This is a genomic window from Shimia sp. Alg240-R146, assembly GCF_947331465.1.
GTDB lineage: Bacteria > Pseudomonadota > Alphaproteobacteria > Rhodobacterales > Rhodobacteraceae > Shimia.
Window position 1 is genome coordinate 636,053 of sequence record NZ_CAMZOK010000002.1, and the last position, 21,359, is coordinate 657,411.

General features: G+C 56.5%; 22 protein-coding genes. 10 read left to right on the forward strand and 12 right to left on the reverse strand.

The annotated features are described in order from the left end of the window. Positions 1–12: 12 nt before the first annotated feature. Together PG871_RS12340 and PG871_RS12345 are read left to right on the forward strand one after the other, a co-directional pair. On the forward strand, positions 13–789 hold the full coding sequence (locus tag PG871_RS12340; RefSeq protein WP_270729710.1) for a type III pantothenate kinase: 777 nt from the start codon (positions 13–15) through the stop codon (positions 787–789). Further along, positions 786–2,450, forward strand: a complete 1,665-nt coding sequence (locus PG871_RS12345) for a ribonuclease J (RefSeq protein WP_270729712.1) — start codon at positions 786–788, stop codon at positions 2,448–2,450. Before PG871_RS12340 ends, PG871_RS12345 begins: the two co-directional genes overlap by 4 nt. An 81-nt stretch (positions 2,451–2,531) precedes the next feature. Here PG871_RS12345 and PG871_RS12350 read toward each other — a convergent pair whose 3' ends face one another. From PG871_RS12350 to PG871_RS12370, 5 genes are all read right to left on the reverse strand, one after another. Beyond that, positions 2,532–3,956: a DEAD/DEAH box helicase gene (locus PG871_RS12350; RefSeq protein ID WP_270729713.1), complete on the reverse strand. Its 1,425-nt coding sequence runs from the start codon at positions 3,954–3,956 to the stop codon at positions 2,532–2,534. 172 nt (positions 3,957–4,128) lie between these two features. Continuing rightward, positions 4,129–5,082, reverse strand: coding sequence for a glycosyltransferase family 2 protein (locus PG871_RS12355; RefSeq protein WP_270729714.1), 954 nt, complete (start codon positions 5,080–5,082; stop codon positions 4,129–4,131). Continuing rightward, positions 5,079–5,834 (reverse strand): hypothetical protein, encoded by a 756-nt coding sequence (locus PG871_RS12360; RefSeq protein ID WP_270729715.1) that lies wholly within the window; start codon positions 5,832–5,834, stop codon positions 5,079–5,081. The genes PG871_RS12355 and PG871_RS12360 overlap by 4 nt, the downstream gene beginning before the upstream one ends. A 48-nt stretch (positions 5,835–5,882) precedes the next feature. Then, complete coding sequence (locus PG871_RS12365) at positions 5,883–7,490, reverse strand: peptide chain release factor 3 (RefSeq protein WP_270729717.1); 1,608 nt, start codon at positions 7,488–7,490, stop codon at positions 5,883–5,885. Positions 7,491–7,538: 48 nt separating this feature from the next. After that, a complete protein-coding gene (locus PG871_RS12370; RefSeq protein WP_270729718.1) occupies positions 7,539–8,561 on the reverse strand; it encodes a Hint domain-containing protein in 1,023 nt (340 codons plus the stop codon). Positions 8,562–8,723: 162 nt separating this feature from the next. On the opposite strand from PG871_RS12370, the gene PG871_RS12375 reads away from it, so the two are divergent. The 4 genes from PG871_RS12375 to PG871_RS12390 all read left to right on the forward strand — a co-directional run bounded on the left by PG871_RS12375 (position 8,724) and on the right by PG871_RS12390 (position 13,298). Continuing rightward, positions 8,724–9,503, forward strand: coding sequence for an SDR family oxidoreductase (locus tag PG871_RS12375; protein WP_270729719.1), 780 nt, complete (start codon positions 8,724–8,726; stop codon positions 9,501–9,503). A 46-nt stretch (positions 9,504–9,549) separates the two neighbouring features. Continuing rightward, entirely contained in the window at positions 9,550–10,668 is a 1,119-nt protein-coding gene (locus PG871_RS12380) for a hypothetical protein (protein WP_270729720.1), read from the forward strand. Between the two features lie 95 nt (positions 10,669–10,763). Further along, positions 10,764–12,149: a sodium:proline symporter gene (locus PG871_RS12385; protein ID WP_270729723.1), complete on the forward strand. Its 1,386-nt coding sequence runs from the start codon at positions 10,764–10,766 to the stop codon at positions 12,147–12,149. A 69-nt stretch (positions 12,150–12,218) separates the two neighbouring features. Further along, complete coding sequence (locus PG871_RS12390) at positions 12,219–13,298, forward strand: ABC transporter ATP-binding protein (protein WP_270730889.1); 1,080 nt, start codon at positions 12,219–12,221, stop codon at positions 13,296–13,298. A 2-nt stretch (positions 13,299–13,300) separates the two neighbouring features. Here the strand turns inward: PG871_RS12390 and PG871_RS12395 are convergent, their stop codons facing one another. Then, positions 13,301–13,993: a helix-turn-helix transcriptional regulator gene (locus tag PG871_RS12395; protein WP_333559673.1), complete on the reverse strand. Its 693-nt coding sequence runs from the start codon at positions 13,991–13,993 to the stop codon at positions 13,301–13,303. A 164-nt stretch (positions 13,994–14,157) separates the two neighbouring features. On the opposite strand from PG871_RS12395, the gene PG871_RS12400 reads away from it, so the two are divergent. From PG871_RS12400 to PG871_RS12415, 4 genes are all read left to right on the forward strand, one after another. Next, entirely contained in the window at positions 14,158–14,376 is a 219-nt protein-coding gene (locus tag PG871_RS12400) for a twin-arginine translocase TatA/TatE family subunit (protein ID WP_270729725.1), read from the forward strand. A gap of 16 nt (positions 14,377–14,392) precedes the next feature. Then, the gene (gene tatB / locus PG871_RS12405) at positions 14,393–14,896 is read left to right on the forward strand and encodes a Sec-independent protein translocase protein TatB (protein WP_270729727.1); all 504 of its coding nucleotides are present in this window, start codon (positions 14,393–14,395) and stop codon (positions 14,894–14,896) included. Further along, entirely contained in the window at positions 14,893–15,834 is a 942-nt protein-coding gene (tatC, locus tag PG871_RS12410) for a twin-arginine translocase subunit TatC (RefSeq protein ID WP_270729728.1), read from the forward strand. Before tatB ends, tatC begins: the two co-directional genes overlap by 4 nt. A gap of 122 nt (positions 15,835–15,956) precedes the next feature. Continuing rightward, positions 15,957–16,802, forward strand: a complete 846-nt coding sequence (locus tag PG871_RS12415; RefSeq protein ID WP_270729730.1) for an ATP-binding protein — start codon at positions 15,957–15,959, stop codon at positions 16,800–16,802. A 1-nt stretch (position 16,803) separates the two neighbouring features. Here PG871_RS12415 and PG871_RS12420 read toward each other — a convergent pair whose 3' ends face one another. The 6 genes from PG871_RS12420 to PG871_RS12445 form a co-directional block, all read right to left on the reverse strand. After that, the gene (locus PG871_RS12420; protein WP_270729731.1) at positions 16,804–17,982 is read right to left on the reverse strand and encodes a M23 family metallopeptidase; all 1,179 of its coding nucleotides are present in this window, start codon (positions 17,980–17,982) and stop codon (positions 16,804–16,806) included. 136 nt (positions 17,983–18,118) lie between these two features. After that, the gene (locus PG871_RS12425) at positions 18,119–18,775 is read right to left on the reverse strand and encodes a protein-L-isoaspartate(D-aspartate) O-methyltransferase (protein WP_270729732.1); all 657 of its coding nucleotides are present in this window, start codon (positions 18,773–18,775) and stop codon (positions 18,119–18,121) included. Next, positions 18,772–19,554 (reverse strand): 5'/3'-nucleotidase SurE, encoded by a 783-nt coding sequence (surE, locus tag PG871_RS12430; protein WP_270729733.1) that lies wholly within the window; start codon positions 19,552–19,554, stop codon positions 18,772–18,774. Before surE ends, PG871_RS12425 begins: the two co-directional genes overlap by 4 nt. Positions 19,555–19,688: 134 nt before the next feature. Then, entirely contained in the window at positions 19,689–20,333 is a 645-nt protein-coding gene (locus tag PG871_RS12435; protein ID WP_270729734.1) for an SDR family NAD(P)-dependent oxidoreductase, read from the reverse strand. A 68-nt stretch (positions 20,334–20,401) separates the two neighbouring features. Then, positions 20,402–20,659, reverse strand: a complete 258-nt coding sequence (locus PG871_RS12440; RefSeq protein ID WP_270729735.1) for a pilus assembly protein PilZ — start codon at positions 20,657–20,659, stop codon at positions 20,402–20,404. A gap of 124 nt (positions 20,660–20,783) precedes the next feature. Next, a complete protein-coding gene (locus tag PG871_RS12445; RefSeq protein ID WP_270729736.1) occupies positions 20,784–21,347 on the reverse strand; it encodes a DUF2199 domain-containing protein in 564 nt (187 codons plus the stop codon). Positions 21,348–21,359: the final 12 nt, after the last annotated feature.

Here is a 21,359-nt window from a genome sequence, read left to right on the forward strand (position 1 = left end):
GGATCACCGCCTATGCTTCTGGCCATTGACTGCGGCAACACCAATACCGTCTTCTCGATCTGGGATGGCGAGAAATTCTTATGTACTTTAAGGACTTCGACCCACCACGCCCGGACGGCGGACGCCTACTTCACGTGGTATTCGACGCTGATCAATCACTATGGCATCAAGACCGACATCACCGATGTGATCATTTCATCAACGGTGCCGCGGGTTGTCTTTAACTTGCGTGTTTTTGCGGATCGGTTTTTCAATTGCCGCCCTTTGGTGATTGGCAAGCCGGAATGCAAACTGCCCGTTACGCCCCGCGTTGACAAAGGCACACAGCCTGGCCCCGACCGTCTGGCGAACGCCGTCGCCGCTTTTGACCGTCACGGCGGCAATGTGGTGGTTGTAGACTTTGGAACAGCAACCAACTTTGACGTGGTTGCTGAGGACGGCGCTTATGTTGGCGGCGTGATCGCACCCGGTGTGAACCTCAGCCTGGAAGCTTTGCACTCAGGTGCTGCAGCCTTGCCGCACGTCGACATCAGTCAACCCGAAAAAGTGATTGGCACCAATACTGTAGGCTGCATCCAATCCGGTGTTTTCTGGGGATACACCGGCCTGATCGAAGGCATTATATCGCGTATCAAAGTCGAATTCGGCTCTCCGATGAAGGTGGTTGGTACCGGTGGGTTGGCGCCACTTTTCGAGCAGGGCGAACACTTGTTTGACACCATCGAAGACGACTTAACGATGCACGGCCTGACCGTGATCCATGATTATAATAAGGAGCAGGGCGCATGAGCGACCGCTTGATCTATCTGCCTTTGGGCGGCTCCGGCGAAATTGGCATGAATGCCTACGTCTATGGCTACGGCCCGCAGGAAAAGGAGCGCCTGATCCTTGTGGACATTGGCGTGGCGTTTTCCGATATGGAATCCAGCCCCGGCGTTGACCTGATCTTCGCTGACATCCGTTGGCTGGAGAAAAACAAAGATCGGCTGGAGGCGGTGTTTATCACCCACGGCCACGAAGACCACATCGGCGCAATTGGGCATTACTGGGAAAAGCTGGGTGTACCGGTGTATGCCCGTGCCTTCACAGCCAATCTCGCACGCCACAAAATGGCGGACCGTGGTCAGCCCGAAGACGTCGTGCGCACGGTATCCGCCTGGCCTGAAATGACAGAGGCAGGGCCGTTCAATGTTGGTTTCTTGCCAATTAGTCACTCAATTCCTGAAAGCGCGGCACTGGTGATCGACAGTCCGGCGGGACGCGTGATCCATTCTGGTGACTTTAAGCTGGATGAAACGCCGGTCGTCGGCGAAGCCTTTGAGCCGGAACTCTGGAAAGAAGTTTGCAAAGACGGTGTGCGAGCGCTGATCTGTGACAGTACCAATGTCTTCTCACCTCACGAAGGCCGTTCCGAGGCCAGCGTCGGTCCCGAAATCGAAGCACTTGTCGCGGCGGCGCCCAATATGGTGGTGGCGACAACTTTCGCCTCCAACGTGGCGCGCGTAAAAACGTTGGCGGAAGCCGGCCAGCGGGCAGGGCGGTCGATCTGCCTGATGGGGCGTGCTATGCGCCGCATGGTAGAAGCGGCAATCACGACGGGCGTTCTTACGGATTTCCCTAAAGTGGTTAGCCCAGAGGACGCGGCTTCTATGCCCCGCGAAAACCTGATGCTCTTGGTGACCGGATCACAAGGCGAGCATCGTGCTGCGAGTGCCCAGCTTGCACGCGGCAAATACAACGGCATCACACTGAAAGAAGGTGACCTTTTCCTCTTCAGCTCCAAAACCATTCCAGGCAATGAACGTGGTGTCATCCGCATTATCAACCAGCTTTCAGAGCAGGGTGTCGATGTGGTGGACGACAGTACCGGAAAATACCACGTGTCCGGCCACGCAAACCGGCCGGACTTGTTGCGGCTGCATGAGGTCGTGAACCCAGTGATGGTGATCCCGAACCACGGCGAACACCGGCATTTGCGCGAACATGCAAAGCTGGCCAATGAGGCTGGCCGCGCATCAATTGTGGCTGTCAACGGCACGATGCTGGACCTATCCGGCGAACAACCGTCAATCACCGGCTATGTGGAAACAGGGCGCGTCTATCTGGATGGCGCCGTGCAAATAGGCGCGATGGATGGGATTGTCCGGGATCGTTTGCGTATGGCGATGAATGGTCATGTGACGGTCAACATTCTTCTTGATGAAGACGACGAACCATTGGGCGAAGCTTGGGTCGATTTAAAAGGGTTGCCTGAATTGGGCCGGTCAGACGCGCCCCTGGTGGATGTGTTGGAAGAAGATTTGACACAATTTCTGGGCCGCGCGGGCGCAAAGACGCTCGCAAATGACGACAAGCTGGAAGGCGAGTTGCGTCGAATTTCACGCAATACATCGCGTGACGAGATTGGCAAAAAGCCGGAAGTTACAGTGATTATTAGCCGTCTGAGCTAACAGTCGCTGAACTGAATTTCGATCTGAAAACAAAAAAGGGGACCGCGCTGCGATCCCCTTTCTCTATTTTGTGTTTAAGCTTTAGCCCGCGCGACGCTCGTCAAAGCTCAGCGCAATAAAGCTGGGCATGTGATCACCCATGCCGACAACCTTGTTGTCGTCGCGGCGGTCATTGCGACCGCGTCCGCCACGCGACCTAGACGACTTGTTGCGTGGCTCCTCGGTACGCTCCGGTTTTTCTGCCCGCTCAGGTGCAGCCGGGCGTTCCGCTTTTGCTTGGGTTTCCGGCTTGTTGTCTTGAACCTCAACCGGAGCCTCTTCTTTGGGCTTCGATCTGGTTGCCTTGCGCGGTTCTGATTTGATGGGATTGTCAACGCGAGTGATCTGTTTTTGGATCAGCGCCTCGACAGCATCAAAAGCCTTCTCATCTCGCGGTGTGCAGATGGTAAATGCTTTGCCTTCGCGACCGGCACGACCGGTGCGTCCAATGCGGTGCACATAATCTTCTGCGTGGCCGGGGACATCAAAGTTGAACACGTGGCTGACGCTTGGAACGTCGAGGCCGCGGGCTGCCACGTCGGAGGCCACAAGTATGCGCAGATTTCCGTTGCGGAACGAATCCAAAGTGCGCGTGCGCTGGGACTGGTCCAGATCGCCATGGATTGCGGCTGCGTCATAGCCGTATTTCTTTAGTGATTTCGCGGTGATATCGACTTCTGTCTTGCGGTTACAGAAGATGATCGCGTTGGTGCAGGCTTCGCCTTCGTTGTCCAGAATGGCGCGCAAAACTTTGCGTTTTTCGCTGCCTTCGCGGTCACGACGGCTGGCTTTGAACATCACCACGCCCTGTTCGATTGTCTCCGATGCAGTCGCCTGACGGGCCACTTCGATGCGTTCGGGGTTGGACAGGAAGGTGTTGGTGATCCGTTCGATCTCAGGCGCCATGGTGGCGGAGAAGAACAGCGTCTGACGGGTGAAAGGTGTGAGGCCAAAGATGCGTTCAATATCTGGGATAAAGCCCATGTCGAGCATGCGGTCGGCTTCGTCCACGACCATGACTTTGACGTCGGACAGAATAAGCTTGCCGCGTTCGAAATGGTCCAGAAGGCGGCCGGGTGTGGCAATCAGAACATCGACGCCTTTGTCGATGATGGCTTCTTGCTCTCTGAAGCTTACTCCGCCGATTAGCAGCGCCTTGGTTAGCTTCAGATATTTGGAATAGGAATCAAAGTTCTCGGCAACCTGAGCCGCAAGTTCGCGGGTAGGGCAGAGCACAAGGCTGCGTGGCATTCGCGCGCGCGCGCGGCCTCGGGCCAGAAGAGAAAGCATTGGCAGGGTAAAGGACGCCGTCTTACCTGTGCCGGTTTGAGCAATGCCCAATACGTCACGACCTTCAAGAGCTGGGGGAATCGCCCCTGCCTGAATGGGAGTTGGCGTTTCGTAACCCGCGTCACTGATCGCTTTCAGCACCTTCGGGTTGAGGTTGAGGTCAGAAAATTTTGTCATGTGTATCCGTAATTTACGGACACTTTGGGCCCGTACCGGCTGTTTTGGATCAGGCCCGGACGGCCCCGCGCACTGTTGGCGTATCGATCCATGGCGCCTTGTATATCAGGAGGCGGCAAGCGTCAACAAAACGGCGCTGTTGCGTGTCGTGTGTTTCCAAATCGGCGACAATTCACCGATTGTTCGGGAAATGTCTCTGCCGTTTGGCTTCCAAATCAAGGTGATAGCCGCGCAGCATGCCATGCGATTCCAGTCTGGCGCGCAGTTCCGGCGTTGCGAGGCAGACTTCCTCAAAGAAGGCGCGCAAACCGTCCGGTTCCTGCGCCAAATGACCAAACAATTCGTGCAGGTTCATGCCGCCTTGGTCTTTGGGCCGCGCGGCACCTAAATCAGCGCGATAAGATCCTTTGTGGTGCCTATAGGCAAAGACTTCGGACCAATGACGCCAGCCGGTGGTGTGAACATGCAGAAGCTCTGCGCCGTCGAGTTCGATCTGACCAGGGTTATTTACGTCATTTTGCACAGCGTTGTGGATCCGAATGCGCATATCCGGTTGGCCGGCGCGAATGAAGATTTTGCCCGCGACATGGCTGAGAAACCCGCCTTTGATAAAATCGCCAAAGGTCGGATAAATCTCAGCGACAATTTCCCGACGTTGCTTCCAGCTTGGAATGAAGGCTTTGAACCATGTCAGCGTAGGGTCCGTGTCTGAAACGCCCTCTGATGACAGCGCCTCTGACGGGCGAACGCGGGCAACGAGACAGGTGTCAGGCGCAGCCTCCAAGAGCGTCGCGACCGAGGTTTGAGGCCACAAGAACTCGTCCACATCGCAGTGCAACAGCCAGTCCACAACACCGGTCGCACGGCCATAAGCGTGTTCTGCGTTATAGGTCTGGCGGTGTTGGTGCATCGGGGGACGCTTGCCCAGACCCTCTTGCCAAAAGGCCTTTCGGGTGCGGGTGACGCTGACTTGCGGGTGCGCCTTGAGCGCAGTCATGGCTTCGGGCGCGTCATCGTCCAGATAAATCCAAAGATGTGCGGCCCCGATATCCAGGTAATGTGCAACAAACGCGAGGATGTCGTCTGAAGGTGCTTTGATGGTGGACACCACACCCCAACGGATCATTTTGACGCCATCCGGCGCAGACGTTTTTGACGCATTTTGTCCAGACGCCGAAACACGCCTGTGCCTTCTTCGTTGAGGGTGTCCATCAGGTGGGTCGCCAGAGGGGCAATTGCGGGGTCTTGGACCGCCAGATCCCAAACCGGGGCCAGCAAGTTGATGTCCAATCCACCGCTGGCCAATGACATAGGTTCCATGTCGAGCGGCAAACGGGATTTGTCGCGTTTACCAAGGTTATGAGCCTGATCAGGTGACAACCCACTGAAACTGCGTTCAAATTCATACAGTTTCATCACGCCAAACAGCATCCGCAACGCCTGACCCACTTCGCGCTGAATGGCTGTTGTTCCGTGGTCCGCAAAAGTTTGAACGGATGAAACTTTCCAGCGCAAATTCAGGGCGTCGATCAAGTGATCGCTTTGCTCTGTCCATATGCGCACAAATAGGTCGGCTGTTTGATCAGGCTGTGACCGTTTGCGCAGATTGGAAATCAGCTGTGCGTTTAAAAAGGCAAGGTGTGAATTGCCGACAAACTCCTCGGCAATCTGCCAGCGCTTACGCGACCAGGAAGTGTTGGGCTCACTGGGCTGACGAGACGTCGCTGCGGGTGTGACCGTTTTGGTGCGCAATGCATCCAAATCAACAGAGAGGGGTGGTAGAGCCTCTGGGCCGAAATCAAATGGATCGCGACGCCCGTCATAGCGCTCCATCATGGCTTTCAGCCCACCGGGGTACGTAAGGCGCGGATCATTCATAACGGCAAGATTGCACGGGCATTGCGGCCCGTGCAATTGCAGATTGGCCTAGACCATCATTTCCTTGGTCGCCGTCAACGTCACATCCAGATAGTCGCGCGCGACGCGGTCGATGTCCCATTGCAAACGGGTCAGAAAAACAACGTCGCCGTCATGGTCATAACTGATGTGTTGCTTGTTGGTATCGGCAAACTTTTCAACGGCTTGTCGGTCGCCGTTCACCCAGCGCGCGGAGGTGAACTGGCTTTGTTCAAACCGCACCGGCAGGCCGTATTCCATTTCGATGCGACTGGCGAGGACTTCAAATTGCAATTGTCCAACAACGCCAACAATGAAGCCGGACCCGATCATGGGTTTGAACACTTTGGCCGCGCCTTCTTCGGCAAATTGCATCAAAGCTTTTTCGAGGTGTTTGGCCTTGAGCGGATCGCCTGCGCGGATCCCCTGCAACAGCTCAGGCGCAAAGCTTGGGATGCCGGTCACACGCAGCGCTTCGCCTTCGGTCAACGTGTCGCCGATCCGCAATTGTCCGTGGTTCGGGATGCCGATGATGTCGCCGGCCCAGGCTTCTTCCGCCAACTCGCGATCAGACGCCAGAAACAAAACCGGGTTGGAGATCGCCATCGGCTTTTTGGTACGCACATGGGTAAGTTTCATGCCGCGTTTGAAGTGACCGGAAGCCATGCGGACAAAAGCCACGCGGTCGCGGTGTTTGGGGTCCATGTTGGCCTGCACTTTGAAAACAAAGCCTGCGACCTTTTTCTCCTCGGGTGCGATCTTGCGGGGTTGGGCCGTTTGGATTTGTGGTTCGGGCCCATAAGCACCGATGCCATCCATCAACTCTTTGACGCCAAACGAATTGATCGCAGAGCCAAACCAAATTGGTGTCATGTGGCCTTCGAGCACGGATTGCGGATCAAGTTTCGGCAGCAATTCCCGAGCCATCTCAACCTCTTCGCGCAGCTTCTCCAAAAGCTCCGCGGGGATCAGGTCATCTAGTCGTGAATCTTCCAACCCGTCGATTTGAACACTTTCGGCCACGACATTGCGGTCCGCCCGGTCCATCAACTCAAGGCGATCATTGAGCATGTCATAGCAGCCCATGAACTCGCGCCCTACACCGATCGGCCAGCTGGCAGGCGACACATCGATGGCGAGATTTTCTTGAATTTCGTCGATGATATCGAACGTGTCGCGGCTTTCTCGGTCCATCTTGTTACAGAATGTCAGGATCGGCAGGTCGCGCAAGCGGCAGACTTCGAAAAGCTTCTGTGTCTGGCTTTCCACGCCCTTCGCACCATCAATCACCATTACGGCGGCGTCCACTGCGGTCAGGGTGCGATACGTGTCTTCCGAAAAATCACTGTGACCGGGTGTGTCCACAAGATTGAAGCGATAGCCGTTGAAATCAAACGACATCGCCGATGCAGAGACCGAAATGCCACGGTCTTTTTCCATCTGCATAAAGTCCGATCGGGTGCGGCGGGCTTCGCCTTTCGCCCGCACCTGTCCAGCCATCTGAATGGCGCCGCCATACAGGAGGAATTTTTCGGTCAGCGTCGTTTTACCGGCGTCCGGGTGCGAGATGATCGCGAAAGTCCGGCGGCAGGCAATTTCGGGCGGAAGCTCGGGGCGGTTTGTGGTCGTGTCCAGCATGCCCGCGCGTATAGGTCGCGCGCAGCCAGATCGCAAGAAAAAGCGGTGCTACTTTGAAGAGGCGCGTTTCAGAAGCGCGGCAGCATCAGGCCGTTGGAGGAGGCTTTCATGCACTTCGAATTGCGATTGAGGCGTGCCGCGACCGTCGCCGCCGCTGACATTGACCTGATCTTTGACGTCCGGTGGCAGAACAGATTGCGTGCGGGTGTCGATTTGCATGGTCTCGGCCGAGATGCCCTCGGCAAAGATGATTTGGTGGTTGTCGAACATGATCTGGTAGTAGTCGACGAAGCCACCTTCTTGCACATAGACGGTGGAATCGTTGACCAAATGCCGTGCTTTGATCAAAAGCTCGGATCGACCGACGCCAAGACGATCTTCGCGTTGATAAATGAACAAGCGGTGATCGGGGCTGACGCGCAAATCATCGGTGTTGTTTAGTGTGCCAGCGGTGATCACAATTGGAGCGAATTCTCCGGAGGCCCGTTGAACAGAGTGCCCAATCCAGCGCACGGGCTGGGGTCCTGCGTCGCGGGTCAAGACCCGGTCGCCAACTTGAACCTCTTCTATCAAGCGCTGTTCGCCGGTTGCCAAAGTGATACGCGTACCAGAAGTGAAACTGACACATGCCAGTTGCGCCAACCGTGTCGCGGCGGATTCGCGGTCAAACCCAACAAGTGCGTAATCTGTTTTCGGCGTCAGTGGAGCGAGCGGGGCACCATAGATGTCCACGACCCCCCCGTCTTCGTCGACTTCGACCAAAACAAGCACCTCGATAGTGTCACCGCTGGGTGGCATAAACGTGGCCACGCAGTCCAGAAAGACGCGCGCCTCCGTTGTGCCCAGCGTGCTGTCAGAAGCGATGAAATGCTCACCATCAACATTGGTGCGCAGCGACAGGCTTTCTTGCTCTGCCAAGGCGGAGAGCGTGTAAATGTCGTCCGGCACCAGTTCTTCGGAGAACGACAAAGAGTCGCCAAGATTGGCCCCGTCACTCACGACGAGCGTTTGAGCCCGGTAAACGGGCAAGCGCTGCGAAGGCAGGGCGGTGTCGTGAGGCAGTTTGGTCATTCGTCTTACCTTGGTTGGTCGTCGGCGCGCAAATTACCGTGACAAGATTGCAGGTTGGTTAACAAAAAATTGTGGCATCAGCACGCCCGCGCTCCGGCAATATACTGGCATATAGTCTAAAATGTGTATTTGCTGTGCGAAATTTAAAGGGGAGAATCAAAAATGGATATGGGACTAAAGGGCAGACGTGCGTTGGTTTGCGCGTCTTCCAAGGGACTTGGGCTTGGCTGCGCGCGCGCATTGGCCGCCGAAGGTGTCGATTTGATCATGAACGCACGCGGTGCTGAGGCGCTTGAAGCGTCAGCAAGCGCCATTCGCGACGAGTTCGGCGTGGATGTGGTAACTGTGGCGCAGGACGTGTCCACCCCGGAAGGGCAAGCGGCGTTGATAAAAGCGGCGCAAGGCGTTGATATTCTGGTCAATAACGCAGGTGGACCGCCTCCGGGTATGTGGACCGACTGGGATCGCGATGATTTCATTGCGGCCTTGGATGCCAATATGCTGACACCCATCACCCTGATCAAAGCGCTGGTGCCAGCCATGATGGATCGGGGCTGGGGACGTGTGGTGAATATCACCAGCCAGTCCGTAAAGGCGCCTATTGCGGTTCTTGGTCTCTCCAACTCTGCGCGGGCCGGTTTGACAGGATATGTCGCAGGCACATCGCGTCAGGTTGCGGGCTCAGGCGTCACCATCAACAACTTGTTGCCCGGCATTCATGCCACAGATCGCGCGGTGTCTTTGGATACAGCCGTTTCCTCGCAGCAAGGCATTTCTATGGACGAGGCCAAAGCCAACCGTTGCGCATCTATCCCTGCAGGCCGCTATGGCACGGCCGAAGAATTCGGTGCCACTTGTGCCTTTCTTTGCTCCCAACATGCGGGCTTTATTGTTGGCCAAAACGTGCTGCTTGATGGCGGTGGCGTGAACGCGACAATGTGAGGACGCAGCTTTGGCGAGAGGAGTTGGCGTGTCGCAGGGATTTTCCTTGAAGGACCAGTTGTTTAACGCGGAGTCTTTGCGTGATTTGGCGCAGGAGTACGGCCGCGGAATTGATGGCTTCGACGCCGACGCCTTTCATGCCGAAGTGGTGGCAGGTCTAGAAGGGCGCGAGTTGCTGGAGCGATTGGACTGGATTGCCGATTGTGTCGAAACACGCCTTTCGCCGGACTTCAACGTCATGGCGGATCAGCTGGAGGCGGCGATGCCCTCCGAGTTGGATCCGTCGTTGGCGGACGATGATTTTGGACGCTTCATTCACGCCGTTCCAGGAATTCTGGTGGTTCGACATGGGTTGGAGAACCATCGAAACCGGTGTTTTGACCTTTTGCACGCGGCGACCAGGCGGTTTTCGATGGAGTTCTACATCCGGCCATTTCTGAACCGGTGGCCAGAAGAAACTTTGGCGATACTGGATACTTGGGCGGGTGATCAAAACTATCACGTTCGTCGCCTTGTTAGCGAAGGCACACGGCCAAAACTGCCGTGGGCCAAAAAGGTTGATATTGATCCGCTTATACCGTTGCCGTTGTTAGACAAATTGCACGCCGACCCCACGAGGTATGTGACAAGATCGGTCGCCAACCATTTGAATGATATCTCAAAAATTGCGCCAGATGCTGTGACTCGCAGGTTGCGAAAATGGCAGAACGGCGATCTTCAGGCCACCAAAGAGATGGATTGGATGACCCGCCATGCGTTGCGGACAGCGGTCAAGGTCGGCGATGTCGACGCGCTTGCGTTGCTTGGGTTTCGTGCAGATGCGCCAGTCCAGCTGGCGCGGCTGTCTTTGGCGTCAGAGCGTGTGGTCATCGGGGAGGCGCTCGCGCTGGAAATTGAGCTGACGACCGACAGCGAGGCGGATGTGCCGGTCTTGGTCGACTACGAGATGCGCTTTCACCGACCAAACGGGCGCGGCGGGCAGAAGGTGTTTAAACTCAAACAGGGCAAGGTTCCTGCAGGTGGTCGTCTCGTGATGAACAAAAGCCATCCGCTCAAGGGAAATGCGACAACCTTTAAGTTGCATCCCGGACCGCACAGTGTCGCGGTGCAAGTCAACGGGAAGGCGCTTGGAGAGATCTCATTTGACTTGATCAACCCCACGTAACCCTCTGACAAGGCATCACGTTTTCGTGCACCCTCTATTGGGCGACGCGTGGGTTTGTTAGGCCGCTTCAAAGCACAGCTGACTGGGACACTCACATGCAAGCCACCGCCATCGTCGCGATCTTCGCGCTGATTTTGCTGGGCAGCTTTTTAGCTGCACCACGCCGCGCCACGCTGGATGGCTTTTTTGACGGTCGAGGCGATCAAGGCATTCAGCCTGGTCTGTGGACGTTGGTTTTCAGCCAAGTAACGACGTGGATCTTCGCGCGCTCGTTGATGAACGCGGCTATCCTCGGCTTTTACTATGGGTTTGCGGGCGTATTGGCATACGCCGCCTACTACGGGTCCTTTCTAACCGGTGGTTTCATTGTAGGACGGCTGCGCGAAAGCGGCGCTATGTCAGTTCAGGACTGGCTGAGCGCACGGTTTGGCGCAGTCGGGACTGCATGCTACAATTTGGTGATTGCCTTGCGGCTTTTGTCCGAAGTATTTGCCAATTTGATCGTCGTTGGGTTGATCTTTTCTGCGGTTCTTCCTGACGTCGGATTTGCCAAAGAAGGCGCAATCATTGTTGTCGGTCTTGTTGCTTTGGCCTATTCCGCATGGGGTGGGCTGTCGGCAGCATTGCGCACAGACGTGATGCAGATGCTGATTTTTCTGTTGGTTTTTGGCGTGGCGTTTGTTGCGTTGATTATGCGCCCAGGATTTGATTTGGCAGCGATCGTAACCGCGCAGGGCACAGCTGGCGCTTACAACGGCTGGATCTTGCTGTTGGTGGCGTTTTTGCAGGTGTTTTCCTATCCGGCGCACGATCCGGTGATGATGGACCGAGGGTTTATTGCGGACCGTGGCATCACGCGCAAAAGCTTCCTGCATGCCTTTTGGATATCAACTTTGTGTATTGTAGCGTTTGGCGCCTTTGGCATTCAGGCGGCGCTTGAGGGCGCGGCGTATGACACTCAGCTCATTGGCACCTGGGCCACGATGTTTCCGTCGTGGGTGTTTGTGGCGTTGATGGCGTCCTTGTTGATCTCGGCTTTGTCGACGTTGGACTCAGCGCTGAGCTCAGCAGCACGTCTGGCTGTCGTCGAATTGCGTGTGGCCCCGCGCAGTCTGGCAGGGGGGCGCGGGGCAATGGTGGTCTTCGCGCTCGGAGGTGTTGCGCTCACATTTTGGGGCAATCAGACATTGTTTGACGCTGTCGCAGTATCAGGAACGGCCTCCATGTTCCTGACACCGGTGTTGGTTGTTGGTCTTCTGATACAGCGATCTGTGCCTGTTTGGGCCTATCTGATCAGTTTCACAGCGGCTCTGGTTGGTGCTTTGGTCTATATGTTTCGCGCAAACGAAGCCGTAGCTCCCTTTTTGGTGGAAGGGCACAAATACGAGCAGCTGTTGCAGATTTGTATTGTGGTGCTCGCGGTCGGATTTGCCGCGGTGTTGTTGGGGGCTCGCAGGGTTGATGCACGGGTAGGCGGCTGATACATCTCACAAAACCCGAGGCTTTCTCTCGGGGTTCGCGAGAGGCCCTGCGTGCAGTTGCAACCCAATATCGATAGTCCGCGACTTGAAATCCGCAATTTGCGCAAACGGTATGGCCAACGTCATGTCGTGGATGACGTGTCCCTGTCGGTACAGCCCGGGAACGTGACCTGTCTGCTTGGCCCATCTGGCTGCGGTAAGTCCACGACGCTGCGCATGATCGCTGGTGTCGACATGCAGGATAGCGGTGAAATCTATGTTGATGGTCAACTGATTTGCGACACTGTGTTTCGCATTCCGCCAGAGCGGCGCCAAATAGGCCTTATGTTTCAGGACTTTGCGCTGTTTCCCCATATGAGCGTGGCGGACAATGTCGCCTTTGGCCTGAAAGGTTCCAAGGATCAAAAGCGCACACGTGTCGAAGAGCTTTTGTCCAAGGTCAACCTTGGCTGGGCAATCGACAAATATCCGCATGTTCTGTCTGGTGGCGAGCAACAGCGCGTGGCGCTCGCGCGTGCCTTGGCGCCGCGGCCGCGGATCATGTTGATGGACGAGCCATTCTCAGGGTTGGACAACCGATTGCGTGACGGCATTCGCGATGAGACCTTAGCGGTGCTTAAAGAAGAAGACACCGCCGTTTTGCTGGTCACACATGAGCCGGAAGAAGCCATGCGTATGGCGGACGAAATCGCGCTGATGCGGGATGGCAAGATCGTGCAGCAAGGTGCGCCCTACAATATCTACAACGCGCCTGTCGACAAACAGGCCGTGGCATTTTTTAGCGACATCAACGTGATCCGCAGTCAATCCAATGGTGCTTTGACCGACACGCCGTTTGGCCAGTTCCTGACGCCCGGATGGGCGGACGGCGCGCCTGTAGAGATCGTGATCAGGCCGCAGCATTTCAAACTGGACTTTGATCGCGATGGGCGCGGGCCATTGCCGACCGACAGCGATGGGGTCGCTGCGCGCGGCTTGGTCACGCGATCACGGTTTATGGGAAATGAGAGTCTTGTGGAATTTGTCATGGACCACGACGGGTCCGAGCTGAAAGTCACAGTGCCAAACGTGTTTTTGCCGAAACCGAAAACTGCATTGTGGCTGACAATCCGGCGGGATCGTTGCTTTGTGTTTCCCGCTAAAGAGTAAACTTACCGGTTTTCGTAATCTTCGAGACGTTTTCCGGGTTCTTCGACAAACAAGCCCGGCAAAAGCGATACTTCTGCGATGCGATCGACCCGGATTTGGGCAAAATCGCCAGCGGTTTCGTCCCACACCAAAAGCGACCATACACGCCCCCAATAGTCGAGTTTGAGAGGGCGGACATCACGTGTGTCGCCATCGCTCATCTGCAGTGACAGCTTTTGCCTTGATCTCACTGCGGCACGAAGCGGTTCCAAATGCCGAAGACCCTGCGCGGCGTTTGCAAACGGATAAACTGCAAAGCCAAAGCCTTGTTCGATGGCTGTGGCGTCCTCAGGCAATACGGCGTCGATTTTTGCACTGAGGCTTTCGGCGGCATCGCGAAGGTCGCCCTCCATTCCGTTACCGACCACCGCAAGGCCAATGTGCAGAGCCTCCAGTTCCATTTTTGACAGGTTGAGCGGTGGCAATGATATTGCGGCGTTGGCGCGGTAGCCGACACCCCGTTCGCCTTCGATTGGGACACCGCTTGCCGCCAGCGTATCCATGTCTCGGTAGATGGTGCGCACAGACACCCCCAAGTCCCTTGCCAAATCCTCGGCTCGGTGCAGACGCCCGTCCTTTAAAGTCCCCACAAGGGAATACAGGCGGGACGAGCGTTTTGAGACTGGGGAGGTAGGCATGAGTCGGTGGTTTTCCATTCAAAAAGCAGGCACCTGACAGAATACTGTCAATGTTGTCGGGGAAAACCCCGAAAATTGGCCAGTCGTTCTACCATTGTCGCTTTTATGGCTTCCGACCAGAAGTTAGGAATAAGGCAGAACAAGACATCAGGTGCCAAAGCACCTTTTAAGGGAGAAAAGACATGGGTATTGGAAACATCGGTTTGCCAGGCATTCTGCTGATTGCAGTTGTGGTTTTGGTACTGTTTGGTCGCGGCAAAATCAGCGGTCTGATGGGCGAAGTCGGCAAGGGCATCACTTCGTTCAAAAAAGGCATCAACGAAGGCCAGCAAGAGCTTGAAGAAGAAGCTGCTGACGTCGCCAAGGACGTGACACCCGAAGACGAAAAAGACAAAGCCTGAACGGGGCTGAGACATCATGTTTGATTTGGGTTTGCCAGAGCTTCTGGTGATTGGTGTTGTGGCGCTGATTGTTGTGGGGCCAAAAGACTTGCCGGTTATGTTCCGGACAGTGGGCCGGTTTGTAGGCAAGGCCAAAGGCATGGCACGGGAGTTTTCCTCCGCCATGAATCAGGCCGCGGATCAGGCGGGCGTCAAAGATGTGGCTGACGGTCTGAAAGGCGCAACGGACGGGTTGAACAAAGTGAGCAACCCGATGAAAGCGGCAACCGACGCGATCAAAGACACGACTGACGATTTCAAAAAATCGATGAGCTTTGATCCCGAGAGTGAAACGGGAAAACTGGCGGCTGAACGGGCGGAAGCTGTGGAGAAAATCCGCAAACGCACCGAGGAAGTCGGGCAAGCCAAGTTGGATGCCGAAGCCAAAGCGCGGGCCGAGGAAGCTGCCAAGGCCGCTGATGCTGACGCGATCGCCGAAGCGACGCCCGCAGCTGAGACGGCAAAGAAGGACAAGGCATGAGCCAGACGGAAGAGATAGAAGACAGCTCCGCACCGCTGATTGAACATCTGGCGGAATTGCGCACGCGCCTGATCCGGTCAGGCATCGCGTTTGTCGTGGCGATCAGCTTTTTCTTTATCCCGATTGGCGGGCAGTTCATCGCCGAGCACGTGCTGCATTTTCTTGTGTCGCCCATTGTAAGCGTGCTGCGTGATCTTGGCGATCCTTCACCGACATTGCAGTTCACGTCGCCCCAAGAGTATCTGTTCACGCTGTTTCGGATTTCCATGGTCGGGGGTTTTGCTTTGGCCTTTCCTGTGATCGGGTTTCAGATGTGGCGGTTTGTGGCACCGGGTCTCTACAAGAATGAACAGGGCGCGTTCCTGCCGTTTATGATCGCCTCGCCGTTTATGTTCTTGCTGGGCGCGACCTTTGCTCAGTTGGTGGTGACACCACTGGCGATGCAGTTCTTCCTTGGCTTTGCTGATGTGGCGTCAGTGTTTGCCAACTTGATGGCGCCAGCCGTGGAGAATGTACCCGGCGATGTCGCGGCCACCGTGCCGTCAACGCAGGAAGGTGTGCAAATCACCTTCTTTGGTAAGGTCAATGAAAGCCTTGATATCACACTGAAATTCATCATGGCGTTTGGTCTGTGTTTCCAATTGCCGGTGCTGCTTACTCTGATGGGCAAAGCCGGCCTCGTTAGTGCCAAAGGGCTGGGGGCTGTGCGCAAATACGCAATGGTTGGCATTCTGATCCTTGCGGCGTTGGTGACACCGCCTGATGTGGTGACGCAGCTGATCCTATTCACCGTGGTCTACGGTCTGTATGAAGTTTCGATCTTCCTTGTTGGTCGCGTCGAGAAAAAGCGGATTGCGCAGATGAAGGCAGATGGCACGTGGTTTGACGACGATGAGGAAGAGGACGATTTGGCTGAACATGAAGCCGAACAGAAATAGTCCCTGACCTAATAGCTTTAGGATGAGGCGCGCCCGTATCGGCGCGCCTTTTCTTTGTGTAAGACGCTCTTGCCGTTGCTCACGGAACATGATTTTTTGCGCCCGCACCACCGGAGAGAGCTATGACCGACATCCCCCTAACACGTATTGCAGATGCCCTTGAACGGATGGCTCCGGCTCCGCAGGGATCTCCGGATTTTGGGACTGCAGATGGGTTTGTCTGGCACGTGGAGCCCGACCGTCTGGAGCCGGTGGCGCATATCAACCGCGTGGATATCGATCTCTTGGTGGGCGTGGACCGCTCCCGCGACACGCTTTTGCAGAACACCCGTCAGTTTGCGTCGGGTTTGCCCGCCAACAACGCGCTTTTGTGGGGCGCCCGCGGGATGGGGAAATCCTCTCTGGTAAAGGCGGTCCATGCGCAAGTGCTCAGTGAAGGTCTGTCGCTCAAGATCGTGGAATTGCAGCGCGAAGACCTGCCATCAGTGGCACGGCTGTTGAATCTACTGCGCGGCCGATATGAGCGGTTTTTGCTTTATTGTGACGACTTGAGTTTCAGCCACGACGACCAACACTACAAATCGCTCAAAGCCGTTTTGGATGGTGGCATTGAAGGGCGGCCAGACAATGTGGTGTTTTATGCCACGTCCAACCGCCGTCATCTGATGCCGCGCGATATGATCGAGAACGAGCGTTCAAGTTCGATCAATCCGTCTGAGGCGGTGGAAGAAAAGGTCTCGCTATCGGATCGCTTTGGCCTGTGGCTGGGCTTTCACCCGTGTTCTCAGGATGAATACCTCGAGATGATCCGTGGATATTGTGGGGCACATGGTGTCGAAATTGACGACGACACATTGTGGGCAGAGGCCATCGAATGGCAGGCCACGCGTGGGGCGCGGTCGGGCCGTGTGGCGTGGCAGTATTTTGTCGATCTGGCTGGTCGCAAAGGTGTGAGCCTGCCCACCTGAATTAATTCAGGTAGGGCATCGGATCTACGCTGTCAAAACCCTTGCGGACTTCGAAATGCACAAAGCTGTCCTTGGCGGGCAGGGCAGCCATGGTCTGTCCGCGTTTGACTTTGGCGCCTTTGGCCACGGTCACATCCGCCACGTTGTAATAAACCGTCATCAGATTGTCGGGGTGGCGTACCACAAGGATTTGCACATTGTCGCCGTCGGTGGTGATTGCTGCAACTGTGCCCGCGGCCGCCGCTTTGACCGCGTCGCCGGACTTGCCGGATATGTCGATCCCGTTGTTTTTGCCTTTGGAGTAGGGGCGGATGATTTTGCCGGAAACCGGGAAATCCATATCAGCCTTGGAGGCTGACTGCGTGGCTCCGAGATCATTGCTCGGAACCTTTGCCGCGGCTGTTGCCGCAGAGGTGTCTTTGGGCAACGGTTTCGTGCTGCTTGGCGGCGTCGGGGTTGGAGAGCCCTGGCCTGGTTGCGTGGTCGCCGTGCTGGTTGCAGCGGCGGTTGCTTTGGTCGCGTTGGACGGATCAATCGGCGGGATCAAAAGGATTTGGTTTTCGCGGATGGTGAAATCGCTGCCAAGACCATTCCATTCGGCCAAAGCCCGCACCGAAACATTGTAGAGCCGCGCAATGGTAAAGGCAGTTTCCCCGCGCTTCACCTTGTGTTTGATGGGTTCGGCACCCGTTTGTACCTTGGGCGCGGACGCCGATGGCGCGGTTTCGAGCGTTTCTGTTTCCACGGCGGGTTGAGCGCGGTCTATAGCGCCGCCGGCCAGCGAGGCAATGTCTACGCCGTCAGACGCCGCCTCGGTTGGGGTTGTCTCGTCAATCCGGTAGGGGAGCGCAAGCACTTCGCCCTGACGCAGTTTCGTTTCGGGGGCAATGGCGTTATAGCTGGCAAGCTTGTCTGCTGGTACGTTTACGCGGCCTGCAACGTCGCGCAATGTGTCGCCGCGCTGCGCCACGACAACTTGATAGCTGGGGTAGGAGATCACGCCACGCGCGTCTGGTTTGGGACGTTTGGCCGTCGCAGACTGCGCCGCTGTCGTGGTGTCCAGGCCTCCCCCGAGGTCGCTGCGCAGGTCAAAGTCCAAACCGTCTTCGCAGCCAGCCATCAAGGCCAGCGCAAAGCCCGCGCCAATCATGCGTGTCGTCACTGAAGGAAAAGTGCCCATCTCGATGTCCTCACGTGCGGCCCTGTTCGCTCGGTCTTGTGCCGTAGCCGCGTTGGTCGTCGTTGCCTGCGAATTTGCAGGGTTGCCTTCACATGGCAATAGCCGTCCCGATTGCCAAGGGGAAAGCTGCGCAAATTTATTCAGTTTCCCGCGCAACACCCTCTACCAAGGGCACAAATCGCACGGATCGCAATTCATCATAATCAAACCCGGACTCAGTCCGGCGCACGCGGATCAGGCTTTGGACAGCGTCCGACTGACCCACAGGTACCACCATGATACCGCCGATCTTGAGTTGCGCCAAGAGGGGCCCCGGTGGGTCCTCTGCGGCAGCAGTTACAATGATGCGGTCAAAGGGTGCCTGATCGGGAAGACCAAAGCTGCCATCTGACAAAAAGGACGTGACATTCACCAATCCCAAACTGTCGAAAACGCCTTTGGCCTCGCGCACCAATCTGCGGTGACGCTCAACGGTATAAACGCGGCGTGCCAACTGGCTGAGGATTGCGGCCTGATACCCAGAGCCGGTGCCAACTTCGAGAACGCTGTCACGTGGTGTTACGTCAAGCGCCTGGGTCATAAGACCCACCACAGAAGGTTGGGAAATCGTTTGTCCGCAGGCGATCGGCAGAGGAGTGTCCTCGTATGCGCGTTCAGAAAACAAGCCGCGCACAAAAGGGCCGCGGTCGACTTTTTCCATGGCTGTCAAAACAGCCGGATCCGTCACACCTTTTGAGCGCAGCGCGAAAAGAAACTGCATCTTGCGTTCAGCAACGGCGTCTTGATCGGTCATTCGATCACCTTGAGAGCATCCAGTACGTCGTGCGCGGTCAGATCCGCGCGCATCGGGGTCACAGAGATATATCCATCCAGATTCAGTGCCGCGTCAGAGCCGGGCGCGGTGGCGACTTGCTGATTACCGCCTTTTGCCCAAAGAAACCGGCGGCCCGACGGAGAATTGTGTGGCTCTACCGAGAAACGGGTGCCCTCGCGCAGGCCCTGCGTGGCAACGCGAATGCCTTTAACACCATCTGCCAGAACCGGCGGGACGTTGACGTTGAAAAACAAGTGATAGGCTTCGGCGTTTGCAGGGGTGGCGCCGAGAATCTTGCGCACCACGTCTGCGCCAAAGGCGCCGGCGGCCTCAAACGGATCTTCGGCGGTATAGTTCGCCGGCCCAAGGAATTGTGAGATAGCGATCGAGGGAATGCCTTGCAGAGCGCCCTCTATTGCTGCGCCCAAGGTGCCGGAATACAGGGCATTTTCGGCTGAATTGTTGCCGCGGTTCACACCCGACAGGATCAAATCTGGCGGCGCGTCCTTCATCACGTCATGCACGCCGGCGAGTACGCAATCAGCGGGGCTGCCTTCTGCCGCATAGCGACGGTCGCCCATTTTCGCGATCATCGTTGGGTGTGTGTAGCTGATACAGTGGCCAACGCCGGACTGTTCAAAAGCCGGAGCAACAACCCAGACTTCGCCATCCGCACCCGCGACATCGTGGGCAATGTCTTCCAATACCTTCAGGCCCGGCGCGTTTATGCCGTCATCGTTGGTCACCAGAATGCGCATGATCGTTAGCCCTTTTGCCCCGTTGCCTCTGTCTAGTGGAGGCAGGCAGATGGGGCAAGCGCTGGCTGAAGGCGACGCAGAAAAGCGCACAAAATTGGGTGTTTTAGGTACAATTTGCTCTCAGAGAGGCACGACTACAGGTCAAGCTCTTTGAGCAAGCGGTTTGCCTCGTCACGGGGATGCACAAGGGTTTCTCGTGGCTCACCGGGGAAGAAGCGCGCGCGGGTGCCTGTGGGCATTCCGTTAGGTGTCAAAATGCTCACCTTCGGACCGGTGTTGGCGCTTTCCGCTTGCCAACTTCGGGCGAGCGCGATCTGAGCCGCCTTGGTGGCACCATAGGAACCAAAGAATTTTTCACCGCCTCGAGGATCGTCAAAGAACACAGCGTGTCCGTCTGTCCCCAAAAGAGGAGACAAAAACGGGATCAGGCGACCAACGGAGTCGAGATTGATCGCGACCGATTTGGCCCAGTCTTTCTGGTCGATGTGTCCTGTGGGTGTGAGCGGAGCACCATGCACTGCCGTGTGCACCCAGAGATCGACTTTGCCCCAACGGTCATGGATCGAGCGGCAAAGCTGCGCCATGGCGTCGGCATTGGTGATGTCCATCGGGGCCAAAGTGGCAGCGCCACCTTTGGCCTGAATGCGGTCATCCAATTCTTCGAGAGCGCCGGTGGTTCGGGCCACGGAGACAATGTGATGGGTGTCGCAAAGCGCCTCGGCAAAGGCAGCGCCTAGGCCGCGGGAGGCTCCGGTGATCAGGGCTATTTTATCGGTCATACGCTTCATGTGCGAAAAATGACGCGCAAGGTCAAGAGACAAGAGGTTGTGGCCGGTTTAGGGCGGAACTAGCCGGGGATCTCAAGGGTGGTCGTGCGGCCACCACCGTTGAGCACTATGGAGTTTTTACCAATGGCGGCGACCCTGCCGCCTGGTGTGTTGTCGCCCAGTTTGACACGCAGGACACGGCGGTTGGTGGTCATCAACAGCGCGTGCGGATTTTTCTCGCTGCCCATCACACCGATAAGCGTCAAGCGATTACGTTGACGCATGGCACCTTTGGTTGTGGCCTGATCCGCCACGTGTTTTGGGGTTTTGTCCGACATTTTTTACTCGTCACTCTTGTACAATGCCGCCCATCTACGCCTCTGCAGCGCAGGGTAAACCCTTCGGGTTTTGTATGGGAGAACCCGGCAGGAACACGCCGATCTTAGCCGCGGAGTGCGGCTTTCAGCCGTTCAAATGCGGCCGGATGTCGGTGCCGGTGGCGGCGTAAATGTCCAGCAACTGGTCGAAAGAGATACCTTCGGATTGGGCCGCCGCGAGCGGGCCGTCCTGGGCTGTGAGTTTGGGGCGATGCCCTTCGGGTCCGGGCGTCAAATCGCAGCCGATGCTCTCTTCGGTTTCAAAAAGGGGAAGATCATTCATCAGCCAGGAAAAGCAGCCTTCGAAACCTGGTGTTTCGCCGGTCGCATCGTCGATATAGCGATAGAAGTTTTCGGGCGCGACGCTGCCCCATACCCCAAAATTGAACACGTCTTCGCTGCCTTTTATGGGGAGGAGCAGAATGCATCGAATAAAGCGATGATCGTCCCACCTGCACAGATCTGACGTGAGTTTGTCCTCGCCCACCTGAAGGAGGTCTTTCCCGCTGTCGCGCAACCCGCCATGTGGCCAGCAGTCGGGGTGGTCGTAGCCCACGTCAAACACCCCGGAAAAGGACTGCCCGCAACAAGGGCAGGCCGAGGTCTCATCGTTGAAGCGACGCCAGCGGGTATCAAGAGCCAAAAGCATCGCAGCCCCCGA